General features: G+C 36.8%; 10 protein-coding genes and 2 pseudogenes. 8 read left to right on the forward strand and 4 right to left on the reverse strand.

What is annotated here, in order from left to right; all coding sequences use genetic code 11:
* Nucleotides 1-2 precede the first annotated feature (2 nt).
* The 8 genes and pseudogenes from IGI47_RS01690 to IGI47_RS01725 all read left to right on the forward strand — a co-directional run bounded on the left by IGI47_RS01690 (nt 3) and on the right by IGI47_RS01725 (nt 8,179).
* Nucleotides 3-1,724 (forward strand): VirD4-like conjugal transfer protein, CD1115 family, encoded by a 1,722-nt coding sequence (locus IGI47_RS01690; protein WP_438783152.1) that lies wholly within the window; start codon nt 3-5, stop codon nt 1,722-1,724.
* Between the two features lie 313 nt (nt 1,725-2,037).
* Nucleotides 2,038-2,268, forward strand: coding sequence for a hypothetical protein (locus IGI47_RS01695; protein WP_081135092.1), 231 nt, complete (start codon nt 2,038-2,040; stop codon nt 2,266-2,268).
* A 28-nt stretch (nt 2,269-2,296) separates the two neighbouring features.
* Entirely contained in the window at nt 2,297-3,121 is an 825-nt protein-coding gene (locus tag IGI47_RS01700; protein WP_142422255.1) for a type IV secretion system protein, read from the forward strand.
* A 13-nt stretch (nt 3,122-3,134) separates the two neighbouring features.
* The gene (locus IGI47_RS01705) at nt 3,135-3,488 is read left to right on the forward strand and encodes a PrgI family protein (protein ID WP_438783154.1); all 354 of its coding nucleotides are present in this window, start codon (nt 3,135-3,137) and stop codon (nt 3,486-3,488) included.
* Nucleotides 3,485-5,827 carry a VirB4-like conjugal transfer ATPase, CD1110 family gene (locus IGI47_RS01710; RefSeq protein ID WP_438783156.1) on the forward strand — a complete coding sequence of 781 codons (2,343 nt, stop codon included), beginning with the start codon at nt 3,485-3,487 and terminating at the stop codon, nt 5,825-5,827. Before IGI47_RS01705 ends, IGI47_RS01710 begins: the two co-directional genes overlap by 4 nt.
* Before the next feature lie 678 nt (nt 5,828-6,505).
* Nucleotides 6,506-6,691 (forward strand): annotated as a pseudogene (locus tag IGI47_RS01715) (lysozyme family protein); the annotation flags it as partial.
* Nucleotides 6,691-7,167, forward strand: a pseudogene (locus tag IGI47_RS01720) (Gx transporter family protein); the annotation flags it as partial. The pseudogenes IGI47_RS01715 and IGI47_RS01720, both read left to right, overlap by 1 nt.
* 22 nt (nt 7,168-7,189) lie before the next feature.
* Nucleotides 7,190-8,179 (forward strand): polyprenyl synthetase family protein, encoded by a 990-nt coding sequence (locus IGI47_RS01725; protein WP_311930601.1) that lies wholly within the window; start codon nt 7,190-7,192, stop codon nt 8,177-8,179.
* A 743-nt stretch (nt 8,180-8,922) separates the two neighbouring features.
* On the opposite strand, the gene IGI47_RS01730 is transcribed toward IGI47_RS01725, so the two are convergent.
* From IGI47_RS01730 to IGI47_RS01745, 4 genes are all read right to left on the reverse strand, one after another.
* The gene (locus IGI47_RS01730) at nt 8,923-9,465 is read right to left on the reverse strand and encodes a hypothetical protein (RefSeq protein ID WP_438783158.1); all 543 of its coding nucleotides are present in this window, start codon (nt 9,463-9,465) and stop codon (nt 8,923-8,925) included.
* A 1,041-nt stretch (nt 9,466-10,506) separates the two neighbouring features.
* Entirely contained in the window at nt 10,507-11,478 is a 972-nt protein-coding gene (locus tag IGI47_RS01735; RefSeq protein ID WP_311930599.1) for a biotin--[acetyl-CoA-carboxylase] ligase, read from the reverse strand.
* A 173-nt stretch (nt 11,479-11,651) separates the two neighbouring features.
* Complete coding sequence (locus IGI47_RS01740; RefSeq protein ID WP_311930598.1) at nt 11,652-12,455, reverse strand: ABC transporter ATP-binding protein; 804 nt, start codon at nt 12,453-12,455, stop codon at nt 11,652-11,654.
* Nucleotides 12,456-12,457: 2 nt separating this feature from the next.
* On the reverse strand, nt 12,458-13,363 hold the full coding sequence (locus IGI47_RS01745; protein ID WP_438783160.1) for an ABC transporter permease: 906 nt from the start codon (nt 13,361-13,363) through the stop codon (nt 12,458-12,460).
* Between the last annotated feature and the right edge of the window lie 6 nt (nt 13,364-13,369).

Here is a 13,369-nt window from a genome sequence, read left to right on the forward strand (position 1 = left end):
ACTTGAGAAAAAAACAATATGCATGGATCAGCTTGCATATCGTCATTATTAGCATACTGCTTTATATAGGGAATCGAACATGTTTTTTATTTTTAGCTGAAAATTCAGAAGAGCTTTCTTTTTTAAATAAACTGATGACAGGATTTCTTCAGACTATAGATGAACTGTCAAATATTTCCTTTCATTTTACTTTTGATACTAGATCATTAGCTGGAGGAGGTTTTTTGACTCTAGCTTACGGATTATTTGTCTTGTATAAAGTGTTCGACGACAAGAATATCAGACCAGGAGAAGAATACGGGAGTGCACGTTGGGGGAAACCGCGGGACATCTACCCATTCATAGATAAGAAAAAAGATTTTAACATTTTATTGACGAAGACGGAAAGTTTATCGTTATCAGGCAGGATGAAGATAACCGGCAAAGACAACTTCAATCGAAATAAGAATGTTGTAGTTGTCGGAGGTGCTGGGAGTGGTAAAACACGGTTCTACGTAAAACCGAATTTGATGCAGATGCACTCTTCTTATGTAGTAAGTGATTCGAAAGGGTTATTATTGGCGGAAACAGGAAAAATGTTTGAAGAAGCAGGCTACCACATCAAAGTATTCGACTTGATCAATCGCCGGGATACACATCACTACAACCCATTCCATTACATAAAAACAGAAGATGATATCTTAAAAATCGTGAACAATCTGATCAAGAATACCTCTAACCCTAACAAAAAAGGGGGTGATGACTTCTGGGAAAAGGCAGAAACGGCTTTGCTCATGGCAATTTTCAGTTATTTACTCCAAGAAGTGGTGGAAGAAGATCGCACACTAGGCAATGTGATCGAACTGGTTCGGTTAGCCGATATCGAAGAAGATGTTCCAGGCTTTGTCAGTCCGTTAGATGTCTTATTCAATGAGTTAGAAGAAAAAGATCCAACGAATTTTGCTGTAGCGCAATATAAAATCTTCAAATTATCTGGGGATAAGACAACGAAGAGTATCTTAGTGAGTTTAGGTGTACGGATGTCACCATTTGATATTCCAAGTATCAAAGAGTTGGTTTCAAAAGATACGTTGGAACTAGATACAGTGGGTGATGAGAAAACCATTCTGTACATCTTGTTGCCAGATACAGATACGAGTTTCAACTTTTTAGCAAGTATGATGTACCAGCAGCTTTTCGATATGCTCGTATACAAAGCGGATAATATCTATAAAGGACGATTGCCTTGTCATGTGCGTTGTATCCTAGATGAATTTGCCAATATTGGACAGATACCCGATTTTGAAAAAGTGATTTCTGTTATCCGAAGTAGAGAAATTTCAACGAATGTGATCTTGCAAAATATCAGCCAGTTAAAGACATTGTATAAGGATACCTGGGAAACTATCATTGGTACGAGTGATGTGTTCTTATACTTGGGTGGAATGGAGCAAAGTACGCATGAATATATTTCTAAATTACTGGGGAAAGAGACGATCGAACAGCGAAATATCAGTGTGACAAAAGGTTCAAATGGTTCATTCAATGAAAGCTTCCAAAAATTGGGGCGTAATCTGATGGATCCTGATGAAGTAGCAAGTTTAAAAGGGAAACAGTGTATCTTAAAAATACGTGGTGCAAATCCATTTTTATCGGAAAAATATGATATTCTCAAACATAAAAATTATAAGAAATTAGGCGATGTAACAGAAAAATATATGTATCTACGCGACTTATCTGCTTAACTTTTTCTACTCTCTTTTTGCTATTTACCGTAAATTGGTCAATTAAAAAGAGAGTTTTTGTGTGAAAAATAAAAAATAACAAAAATAACAGAAAATGATTTGTTGGATCTTGTTAGAGGGATTCATTTCCGATTGATATATAGACGCAAAATCAAGAGAACACTCGCTTTTATGAAGAATGAGTGTCACCGAATAAAGAAATGTTCTAAATTTTCTCAACTTGAAAATAACTGGAGAAAAGATAACAAAAAAGTAGCATATACTAAATGATGGAACACAAAAAAATTACATAGATAAAGGAGTATTTAACATTATGGGCGATTCAGATTTATTAAAACAGGTATTTGATCTAGTATCTAAATTCACATTAGTTGGTGGAGGACTTTGGCTTATTTGGGGGACAATCATTCTAGCTGGAGCATTGAAAGATAAAAATGGCCCTCAATTGCAGCAAGGAATTTGGCAAATTGTTGGTGGTGGGTTGATCTTAGCTGCAGCTGGATGGTTTGGTTCATCCTTTGATTTTAGTTCATTGGTACCATAATTTGATTTGGAGAACAGGAGTTTAATTCATGGAAAAAGCAATAATGAATATCTTCAGTCAAATCATGACCTATTTAAATGGAGAAGATTTACAAAATACGCTTGGACAAAATCTAAGTTCCTATATGTACGATGCATATGATCTGGTAAAAGATCTGCAAACCATTGTAGTAGGACCGCTTGCACTGTCGATTCTTGCTCTTTTTATCCTTTTAGAATTCCAACGGATTTCTTTGAAGGTAGAAGGAGCAGGAGGTGCTCCAATGCTTGGATTTGAGATGATCATCAAGTCATTTATCAAATTTGCAATCTGTTATGTAGTGATTTTAAGAATTCAAGACATTTTAGATGGGATCATCGTTATCACAGCAAACTTATCAGCAAAAGTTTTAGCAATAGGAGCGAGTGGAAAAGTACAGGATGTGTCAGAGCGAGTAGAACGAGCAGTAAATGCTCTGTCTTGGTGGGAACAAATCGTTGTGTTACTGATCATGTGTATCTTGTTCTTAGTAGCTCTAGTCGTACGGGTATTGATTCAAGTAACGATCTATTTACGTTTTTTAGAATTATACATATTTTCTGCAATGGCACCGATTCCGATGGGTGCATTACCGAGTCAAGAGTTTTCATCAATGACAAAAAGCTTCTTCAAAAATTTTGCCTCCACGGGTCTGCAAGCCACTTTTATCGCCTTGGTTCTTATCATTTATCCAATGATTTTTGCTAGGATCATGAAGGATGTAGGGGAAGGCATGTGGGGGATCATACTAGGATTGACGATCTATATGATCGCTTTACTACTTTCGATCAATAAGACAAAAGGTTGGGCGAAGACGATATTGTCTGCATCTTAACCAAGGAGGAATTATGGCAATAGAAGTAAAAGTACCAAAAGATATCAAAGAATATAAAGAAAAAATAATTGCAGGAATGAATCTAAAGCAATTGTTGTGTTTGACGATTGCTGGGGGTGTGAATATTCTCATTAGTCTAATCTTTGTCGTCTGGCTGAAAATTCCGATGGAAATCACAAGTTGGCTGATGATTTTAGTTTCTATCCCCATCGTATCCTTTTGTTGGTTCAAACGAAATGGCTTGAATTTTGAAACGTATATCAAATATTTATTTAAATACCATCTTTCTGCAGGCGTCAGAAAAAAGAAAGAAGCAGAACCAAAAGATAAGAATGAGCAAACCAAGTTAGGCGGACAAGAAACATGATGAAATTAAAAGGTTTCACATCAGTAAAAAAGACGGATAAATCCACGATGGAGGATACAAAAAAGAAGAGAAAAAAAATAAAGAAGGATCCTAAAGAAATGGATCTACTGCGAGACACTTTTTTATTTCAGGAAATCTATCCTAGTGGTATCTGCCGACTCGATGAGACGACGTATTCGGTCACCATTGAGTTGAATGACATCAACTACCAGTTATCTTCAGAAGATAGTCAGATCGAGATTTTTTCTCAATACTGTGATTTCTTGAACTCACTCAGCAGTAAAACAAAATTGCAACTGACTGTCTACAAGAAAAAAAGACCTCTGGCGGATTTACAATCTATTCTGTATTATCAGGAAAAAAATGATTTTTTAGATTCTTATCGTGCAGAGATGAATGATATTATTTCTCGTAAGTTAGATGAGGAAAAAAATGGATACAAAAAAACGATTTTATTCACTTTCGTACAAACTCATCAGAAACTCGAGTTTGCAGAAAAAGAATTAGACATGGTGACGGATCGCTTTTTGATGTTTGCAAACCGCTTAGGAAGTCAGGCTAAAAGAATACCTAAAAAGGAATTACTGACGATTCTTTCAGAGATATTAGTGACGAAATCTATGGTAGTACAGCCAGAAATTGAAGATATTTTACCGGAAGTGATCGAACTGAAGGAAAATAAGAACTATTTGAAAGTCGATCAGCATTATGCAAAGACCGTTTACTTACAGGAGTATCCAGCAGAGTTATCGGATACTTTTATCTATGAATTACTAGAAATCCCTCGAGAACTAGTGATTACCTTACATATCGATCCACTTGAACAGGATGAAGCTTTTGATTTAGTCAAAACGAAATTGGCCTTCATGGAGCAGCAAAAAGTGGATGAACAAAAGAAAGCATTACAAAATGGATATGACTTTGAAATGCTTTCTTATGATTTATCGTATTCGTTGACAGAAGCCAAAGGACTAGTAGACGACTTGCAAAATAAAGGACAAAAACTGTATTCAATGTCCAGTACGATCCATTTCCATGCGGATACTGTTGAAAAATTAACAGAGATCCATGATGAAGTCAATTCGATTGGGCGTCAATTCGGATTCAAAATCATTGAATTAGAATTTATGCAAGAAGCTGGTCTGAATGCAACATTGCCATTAGGGATCAATCAGATTCCTTTAGACCGAACAATGTCTACTGCAAGTACCGCAATCTTTATTCCATTCACGATTTCCGACTTGATCCAAGAAAATGGGAAATATTACGGTGTCAATGCGATCTCTAAAAATATTCTTTCCCTCGATCGAAAACTATTGAAAGCACCAAACGGTTTTGTATTGGGGACACCTGGTTCTGGGAAAAGTTTTTCAGTCAAACGAGAAATCGTGAATGTTTTATTACGTGATGCAGATGATGAAGTGATCATCATTGATCCAGAACGTGAATACTCAGTGATTGGTCAAAATTTCAATGGAGAAATCATCAAAATTTCTAGTGATTCAGCTACAACGATCAATCCAATGGATATCAATGAAAATTATGGAGATGATACAGATCCGGTCGTTTTAAAATCAGAATTTTTGATTTCTTTATTTGATTTGATCATTGGTGGAGCTCTTGGTTTGAGTTCTACTCAAAAGACATTGATTGACCGAGTTTGCCGACGAACATATGAAACATTGGGAAGACAAACACCGACATTTATCGACTTTTATACTATCTTGAAGGAACAAGAAGAAGAGGAAGCAAGACAATTAGTGATGGATCTGGAAATCTATATCGAAGGTAGTTTGTCTGTCTTTTCTGCAAAAACGAATGTAGACATTACAAAGCGTTTGGTCATTTATGACATCAAAGATTTAGGAAAACAATTAAAAACAATGGGGATGCTGATCGTGTTAGACCAAGTATGGAATCGTATCACGACAAATAGAGAACGTGGTGTCCGTACATGGCTGTACATCGATGAGATGCAGTTGCTATTTACCAATGAGTACTCTGAGAATTATTTTTTTGAACTGTGGAGTCGTGCCAGAAAATGGGGAGCTATTCCAACTGGTATCACGCAGAATGTGGAAACATTACTACTCTCAGATTTAGCGAGACGGATGCTTTCAAATAGCGATTTTGTCATGATGCTGAATCAAGCAAAATCTGACCGTACGCAATTAGTTCGATTATTTGATATTTCCGAGGAACAAGAAAAATTTGTTGTCAACTCTCCAGAAGGTTATGGCTTGATGGTTTTTGGTGATACAACATTGCCTTTCTATGATCATTTTCCTAAAGATACTAAACTCTATAAGATGATGTCGACGAAGCCGGGTGAAACATAAAAAGAATGAAATCAGAAAGGATACGTCACAGTGCCCGATTTGAATGAACAAGAAAACCAAAAAGGAAATGAGAAGAAAAACGATAAGATCATTGATCGCTTGGAGACGGCAAAGAACATTACATCCACCAAAAAAGAAAAAAATGTTTCAAAGAATGAGAAAATCACTACTAGTAAAAGCAAACATCGCAAGGCTGTAATCATTCGGAAAAACCAATCGACTGTATCACGAAGCAAGCGAGCAAAAATCAGAATGATGCTCCGAAGACAACAGCAAGACAAAAAAGGCAACGCACCACTGACAAGTTCGCCAATCAGACGCTCAAAGAATTTAAAGCATAAAAAAATGATACAGGCGCAAGGGGGCAGAAACAAACGGCTTTTTAGGAATCTAAACGCCAGCACCAGAGAAGAGCGAAAGAAACAGCAAAAAATTTATCTGAAAAAAAGTGAGAAATATCAGAAGACGATCAACCGCAACAGTAAATTGTCCAATGACGTAAAAAAGGTCAATACGCAAAAGATCCAACAGAAAAAAGCAATAAAAGCCCGTGCGCTAATAAACAATAAAAAACAAACAGATGGTCGGGCACTTGTAAAAAAACAAAAGCCCACTGTCCAGAGTGTTCGGCAAAAGCAAGATCGTAAACAACAACTAATTCTGAAAAAAAAGAAAAAAATTTCTGCTGACATCGGTAAACTAGTTGAGGTAGCTAAAAAGGAATTAGGTACACCGAATGGGGATAAATATTGGCAATGGGGTGGCTTTGATAAACGCATCGAATGGTCCGCGATCTTTGTTTCTTGGGTCGCTAGTCAGGCTGGCTATCTAGATCAAGGACGCGTGCTGAATACACCAAGTCCTTTTCTTTTGCACCTGGAGCCAAATTAGGTCTAGCAAATTTGATTACGATCGTAGCGATCTTTACGATGAACAAACGAGATAGTTTTTTGCTCCTGTGGCTACGTTTGTTTTTAACGACATTATTAGGTGGAACAATCTCTACTTTTCTGTATAGTATGAGTGGCGCACTACTTAGTTATTTAGGGATGTTACTAGTCAAAAAACTAGGACCAAAAAGAGTCAGCATTATCGGTATCAGTGCAACAGGTGGATTTATGCATAATGTGGGGCAGCTCGTTACAGCCTCTTTTATTGCCCAATCTTGGACGGTTATGCTTTATTTACCAATTTTATCTTTTTTAGGCATCTTGTCAGGTATCGCTATTGGAATTGCCGCAAATTACTTATTGCGCCATGTACGAACCCTTCAAAAATTCCAAAAAGAATATGAGTTAAAAAAGAAAGACAAATGGCAGTCCGTTTTTTTAGAAAAATAATCGCTATGCAAGGAGTTTTTTTATGAAGTTACATCCAATGTGGGAGGGCTATCCCGGTTTAAAAGACGAGTTAACAGAAACGTTGAAGAAAATGGAAGATGTCATCCGCTTAAAAAATAAACCAGTTGAACAAGCAATTAAAGAAACGATCCATGCTGGTGGCAAATTATTACGGCCTGCATACCAATTATTGTTTTCTCAATTTGGTGCTGAGAACGATCGAGATAAAGCAATTGCGTTAGCCGCTTCGATCGAAATGCTTCATACGGCTACGCTGATCCATGACGATATCGTCGATGAAGCAAATATACGTCGCGGAAAGAAAAATATTCGGGGCAATTTTGGGAATACGGTAGCCGTCTATGCGGGAGACTATTTATTTGTGTGTTGTTTTAAATTACTTTCTAATTATTCTACTTCCCTTAAAAGTCTGCAGACAAATTCCCGCAGTATGGAAAAAATATTAGATGGAGAGTTAGGCCAAATGGATGATCGTTATAATTATCATCTAACAGTTGAGGAATATTTAGAAAATATTTCTGGTAAAACAGCTGAACTATTTCAGTTGAGCTGTTCGATAGGCGCTTATGAAAGTGGGACAACTGAACGGTTTGCGAAAAAAGCTGGTACGATCGGTTTAGCGATCGGGATGGCTTTTCAAATCATTGATGATATTTTAGACTATACTAAAAGCAGTGATGAAATTGGTAAGCCAGTACTAGAAGATATGCGTCAAGGCGTATATTCACTACCGTTGATCTATGCGTTACAGACGGATAAAAAGGCAGAACTTATCTCATATCTTGATAAAAAAGACAAGTTGACTTCTGAGGAAATAGAGAAAGTTCGAACACTAGTCGCAGAAGCAAAAGGGGTAGAAAAAGCCAAAGGATTAGCTGGAAAATATACCAAAAAAGCATTAAATGAAATCAACAAACTACCAGATAATCCATTTAGAACGAAGGAAAATTTACTGTCGCTCACGACCTTGATCTTAGAGCGAGAAAATTAAGGACGATTTGGTACAGAGGTTGGAACAGAAGTGTGTAACTCAGAGAAACAAGGAGTTGCTTCTGCTCCCACCGTTTATTCGTTTTTAAAGAATGAGACAAACGTGTTTCTTGCTTTTGTCTCACGCTTTTTGAATTTTTGTGAATGTCAGCTTATTTCCAAAAGAGTTTCTTTCGTCCCAGCTATTTTTTTCTTTTTAGGGAAAAAAAGTTTCTCCCATTGTTTGATTAGCAAGTATGCTAATACTAGATGCAAGTCTATTATTTATTGGTAACATTTGATACGTGAATTTTGTGTGAAAAGTGATAAAAGCAGTGATCAAGTGGCTATTTTTTGAGATAAAATCAAGCATCAATTTGTTTAAAAAGGAGGGACAGAAGAAGCCAGTACACATAAAATGTTTTGGGGGAAATGTTTTGTGCGTAAGAGATCGCTACACATCGTCAAATCCAATTAAATAAATTGTTAAAAAGTTGTTGAGCTGACTAAAAGGATTTCTTTTTAGTTATACTCAGCAACTTTTTTGTCGAACCCTTAGCTGATGGATACGATCGTAAAATAACTTATGTTCTATAAAATAAAAAAGAAACAAACATGCTTAAAATAGTGGGAGTTATTTCAAGCATGTTTCACAGTCAGATGAAGCCAATGGCTATTTTGTTAAGGACTGATCTGTAGTTCGTGTGATAGTTGATCGGTGGTTTTGGTTGGTTTGCTGATTAGATGAAGTTATCGCTTGTTTTTTTACTTGATCGAACGTAGTAGAGGGACACTTTTCTCACTGAAAACTGCATTTTGTTTAGTATTAGTTATTTCCGGTTGGAGCTTCGCTACTTCTTGCAAAAGATTTGCAATATGCGGTTTGATCTCCGAATGATTTTTTAACTGATTGGGTAAATTTTTTGAAACTTTGGTTATTTCTTGTTCAAGATTAGATATATTTTTTTGATATACTTCTTCTTTTTCATTTTCAAGCTTTGCTGGAGCTTGTTTTTGCGCTTTTAAATCTTGTTCGATTTTCTGTGCCTTCAAAATCGTCATGATAGTAAATGTGAGGGTGATCCATCCTTTTACTACAGGTAGTACTTGCATTGGTACATGATTTGAACGTGAAATTTTTTGACTCAACTTTGCAAGTTTTTGTTGTTTTTCTTCCAGATCATACGCATCTTTAAACGCTTTGTTTTGTTCAATTTTTGCGCTTTTTTCTGATGTTCCTTTGTCTTTTTCATTTTCTTTTGAGGGAATGCTCCTTTTATCTTTCAACATATTTGTGATCCTAGCCATAATTAGGTACTCCTTTGTCATAATTGTTGACTTAACTCTAACATTGATGGTAAAGAATCGTACGCCAGAAATTTCTTCTTTTGGAAATGTTCAGACAAGGAAAAAACGTTCTTTCCTTTTTTAAAAAATTCTTGTTCTAGTGGTAAAAAAGATTCATGCTATAGTTTCAATTACCAAACCACTGTAAGAGAGGAAGATTTTTTTGAGGAAACAACTAGCGACCGATTTATCAAGAGTAGATGTAAATGAGATTTTGACTCAGCTTTTAACAAAAAAGAATTATTTTTCTTTCAACGACATTGAAAAAGAATGTCAAAGAACATTAACTACGGCTGATAAATTTTCGATCCGTTGTGTAGTGGTCAAAAAATTCAATTTGAATATTGAGTATTTAGCATCGAACCAGCTAAAATTTTATAGGAAAAAAGAATGTCTTTCTTGAAAAAAAAACTGAATAAAAATGTTGTAATACTGTACAAAATAACAAGTTCATCTAGTTATAATTTATTATAATGATAGAAGCAATGAAATAAAAAAGGAGGCTGAAAAAACAAAAAATGTTGTTGTATAGAGGATTGTTTGAATATTTTATATACGTTATCTTTTTTTGAACGGAAACGATTTCGGAAGTTGACACATGTATAAATAAAATGGGGTAATATACCTATGGCTAGATTTTGGGGAGATTTTTTTTAAAAGATTTACTTGTTGACCAACTTTTATTGACGGCAGAATTTCAGTTAGTAGAAAATTATCTGTAATTGGGGTAGGTAGTTTTCTTACAGTACGTCTAGTAATTATAGTAGTCAAGAGCACATAATGTATTTATTGTAGTTTGTTAGTAAAACAATAGCACATAAAAACTAGTCTTCAGTTTTACTCGTGAGTTGAAGACTAGGGAGAGTAAACAACGAGATCATATAAAAGCAACCACCATTGAGAAAAAGCCGTCTATCACAGAAGTTTCCAACATGAATTTCTGTGATAGACGGCTTTTTAATGTCACTATGTGAATAGTTGATCTACTAATAGCTGTTTTTTTTAGATCGATTCGATCGCAGAAAGGCTGATTTCACCAGAGGAAAGAGACAAGGTTCCCTGTGAGGTCTCAACGATCAATTCGCCATGCTCCCCGATTTCTCTGGCGATACCTGTGTAAGAAATCCCTTTTTGTGTAAAGCTGACTTTTTTGCCTAACACAAACGATCTTTCTCGATAGAGATTTAAATAAGCATCACTTGTATCTGAAAGATAAGTAAAGAAATTTTGCCAAATTTGACTGATCATTTCATTACGTGTAGTGGTTTTGTTTCCATCTGCAAATAGGGAAGAAGCTTTGTTTTGGATTGCCTCAGGAAAATGTGCTTGAGGAATGGAGAAATTCATTCCGATCCCAATAATCACTGAACTGATTTCGCCAGATTCCATATCACTCACGGCCTCTGAAAGAATCCCACTGATTTTTTTGCCATTTAAATAAATATCGTTGACCCATTTGATTGATGCAGACTTGCCGGTTAATTCTTGGATCGCTTTTATACACGCACTGGCAGCGATGATTGTATATTGAGGTAACTCATCAAACCGTTGATTTGGATGTAGCAAAAGACTCATGTAGATTCCTTGACCAGGCTCCGCAAAAAAAGGTCTACCAAAACGACCGTGCGCCTGTTCTTGTGTATCTGCTACCAATAAAACCGGATCCATCTGGTGTTGGGTAGCAATCAGTTTTGCATCTTTCATTGTTGATTCAGATTGCTTTAGGACCTGTACTTTTAAATCAGGGGCGAAATAGTGTAGTGCTTGGCTGATTTCTTGGGCGTCCAAAACATCAGAAGGGAGATAGCGGTACCCTTTTGCTTGATGCTCAAATTGATAGCCTGCTTTTTCTAATTCTTTGATCGCTTTCCAGATACTCGTACGGGAAACTTGTAATTGTTGGGCAATTTTTTCTCCAGAAAGGAACTCGGATGAATCCTTCAATAATTGTAGGACTTTCTCTTTTGTCGCCATCATGATCACTCCTTTTCAGTTCATTGTATCAATAAGTGAAAAAGAACAAAATAATAACTTCAATAAACTCGTTGAAATTTAATCAAATGGGTTTTATTAAAAAAATACGTCAATTTAGCAAAGTCGGAAAAAAGAATGATCTAAGCTAAATTGACGTATTTATTCAGAAAGGATCAAGAGAGTAATACTTGATCATCTTTCAACGCTGTTCCGCTATTTTGCTTGAACATATCCAAGAGTTGAGGAACAGTTAATTGTTGTTTTTCTGCTTCATGGATGTCTACTACGATATTTCCTTGGTGTAACATGATCAGGCGATTCCCATACCGAATGGCATCCTCCATATCATGTGTGACCATGAATGCTGTCAAGTGTTGTTCGCCAATCAGTTTTTCAGTCAATTCCATGACTGTTTTTGAAGTGGCAGGATCAAGAGCAGCCGTGTGTTCATCCAATAAAATCAGTTCAGGCCTTTGGAGTGTTGCCATCAGTAGAGTGATCGCTTGGCGTTGTCCACCAGAAAGCAAGCCGATTTCAGTTGTTAGTCGATCTTCAAGTCCCAGATTCAAACGGGCTAATTGTTCTTTGAAAAATGTACGATCCTGAGGTTTGACTCCGCGGAAGAAGCCTCGTTTTTTTCCACGTTTCATGGCCAACGCCAAATTTTCTTCGACAGTTAAACGGACGGCAGTGCCTAATTTAGGATCTTGGAACACGCGGCTGATGTCTTTTGAACGTGCCACAACTGATTTTTTAGTCAGGTCTTTCCCATTTAGCAACACATGCCCTTGATCTACAGAAAAGTAACCGGCAATACTGTTTAACAGAGTAGATTTACCCGCTCCGTTCCCACCGATGATCGTTACGAAGTCACCAGACTTCAAGGATAGGTTGATCCCTTTAAGGACATGGTTCTCGTTGATTGTTCCTTTTTCGAAGGTATGATGAAGGTTTTCTAGCGTTAATACATCAGTCATTTTTATTTACCTCCTTTTGCTTTGGTACGTGTTGGTAGTTTTAATTTCTGTCGGATCTGAGGGAATGATAGACAGATAACGAGTACAAGTGCAGAAGCTAATTTTGAATCGCTTGGTTGTACGTTCAATTCAAATACTAATGCCAGGATAAAGCGGTAGATCACGGCTCCCAAGATGATAGTCATTAAACGGAATAGCAAGGATTGATTTCTAAATAGTACCTCAGCAATAATGATCGACGCCAAACCGATGACGATCGTACCGATCCCTGAGTTTAGATCCGCGAAGCCATTGTTTTGGGCTAACAAAGAACCAGATAGAGCGATACAACCGTTTGAGATCATATAGCCAATGATTTTCATATTATCTGTGTTGATCCCATTTGCTTCACTCATGGCTAAGTTATCTCCCGTTGCACGAATAGCAAGACCCGTCTCTGTTCGTAGGAAAAGGACGAGCAAAGCCACCACGATCAAAGCAAAGATCAAGCCAACGATCAAAACAGCATTTTCTTTTGTCATGCCATAAGATTGGACCCAGTCAAAAACAGTCTTTTGTCCCAACAACGAGATATTAGGAGCACCCATCACTCGAGAAGTAACAGAATATAGACCAGTCATTGTAATGATCCCAGCTAATAAAGCGGGGATTTTAAGTTTCGTGTGAAGTAATCCGGAGACAAGTCCCGCTACAGCTCCTCCTAAAAAACCTAAAAGACAAGCAAGGACTGGATGGATGCCTTTTGTTATACTCATTGCGGCAATCCCAGCACCTAGTGGGAAACTTCCTTCAGCAGTCAAGTCAGCGATATCTAAAATACGAAAGGTTAAGAATACTCCGATAGCAAGGAGTGCCCATAGGACCCCTTGCGAAGCGGATGATAAAAAAATTGAGATGAGATTTGTCATGATTGT

The sequence above is a fragment of the Enterococcus sp. AZ191 genome, assembly GCF_051713845.1.
In the GTDB taxonomy this organism is placed as follows: Bacteria; Bacillota; Bacilli; order Lactobacillales; family Enterococcaceae; genus Enterococcus_B; species Enterococcus_B durans.

What these genes read in the sequence shown, in the direction of transcription:
- IGI47_RS01695 (WP_081135092.1), top strand. Translation starts at nt 2,038, where the DNA reads ATGGGCGATTCAGATTTATTAAAACAGGTATTTGATCTAGTATCTAAA.
- IGI47_RS01700 (WP_142422255.1), top strand. Translation starts at nt 2,297, where the DNA reads ATGGAAAAAGCAATAATGAATATCTTCAGTCAAATCATGACCTATTTA.
- IGI47_RS01705 (WP_438783154.1), top strand. Translation starts at nt 3,135, where the DNA reads ATGGCAATAGAAGTAAAAGTACCAAAAGATATCAAAGAATATAAAGAA.
- IGI47_RS01710 (WP_438783156.1), top strand. Translation starts at nt 3,485, where the DNA reads ATGATGAAATTAAAAGGTTTCACATCAGTAAAAAAGACGGATAAATCC.
- IGI47_RS01725 (WP_311930601.1), top strand. Translation starts at nt 7,190, where the DNA reads ATGAAGTTACATCCAATGTGGGAGGGCTATCCCGGTTTAAAAGACGAG.
- IGI47_RS01730 (WP_438783158.1), bottom strand. Translation starts at nt 9,465, where the DNA reads ATGGCTAGGATCACAAATATGTTGAAAGATAAAAGGAGCATTCCCTCA.
- IGI47_RS01735 (WP_311930599.1), bottom strand. Translation starts at nt 11,478, where the DNA reads ATGGCGACAAAAGAGAAAGTCCTACAATTATTGAAGGATTCATCCGAG.
- IGI47_RS01740 (WP_311930598.1), bottom strand. Translation starts at nt 12,455, where the DNA reads ATGACTGATGTATTAACGCTAGAAAACCTTCATCATACCTTCGAAAAA.
- IGI47_RS01745 (WP_438783160.1), bottom strand. Translation starts at nt 13,363, where the DNA reads ATGACAAATCTCATCTCAATTTTTTTATCATCCGCTTCGCAAGGGGTC.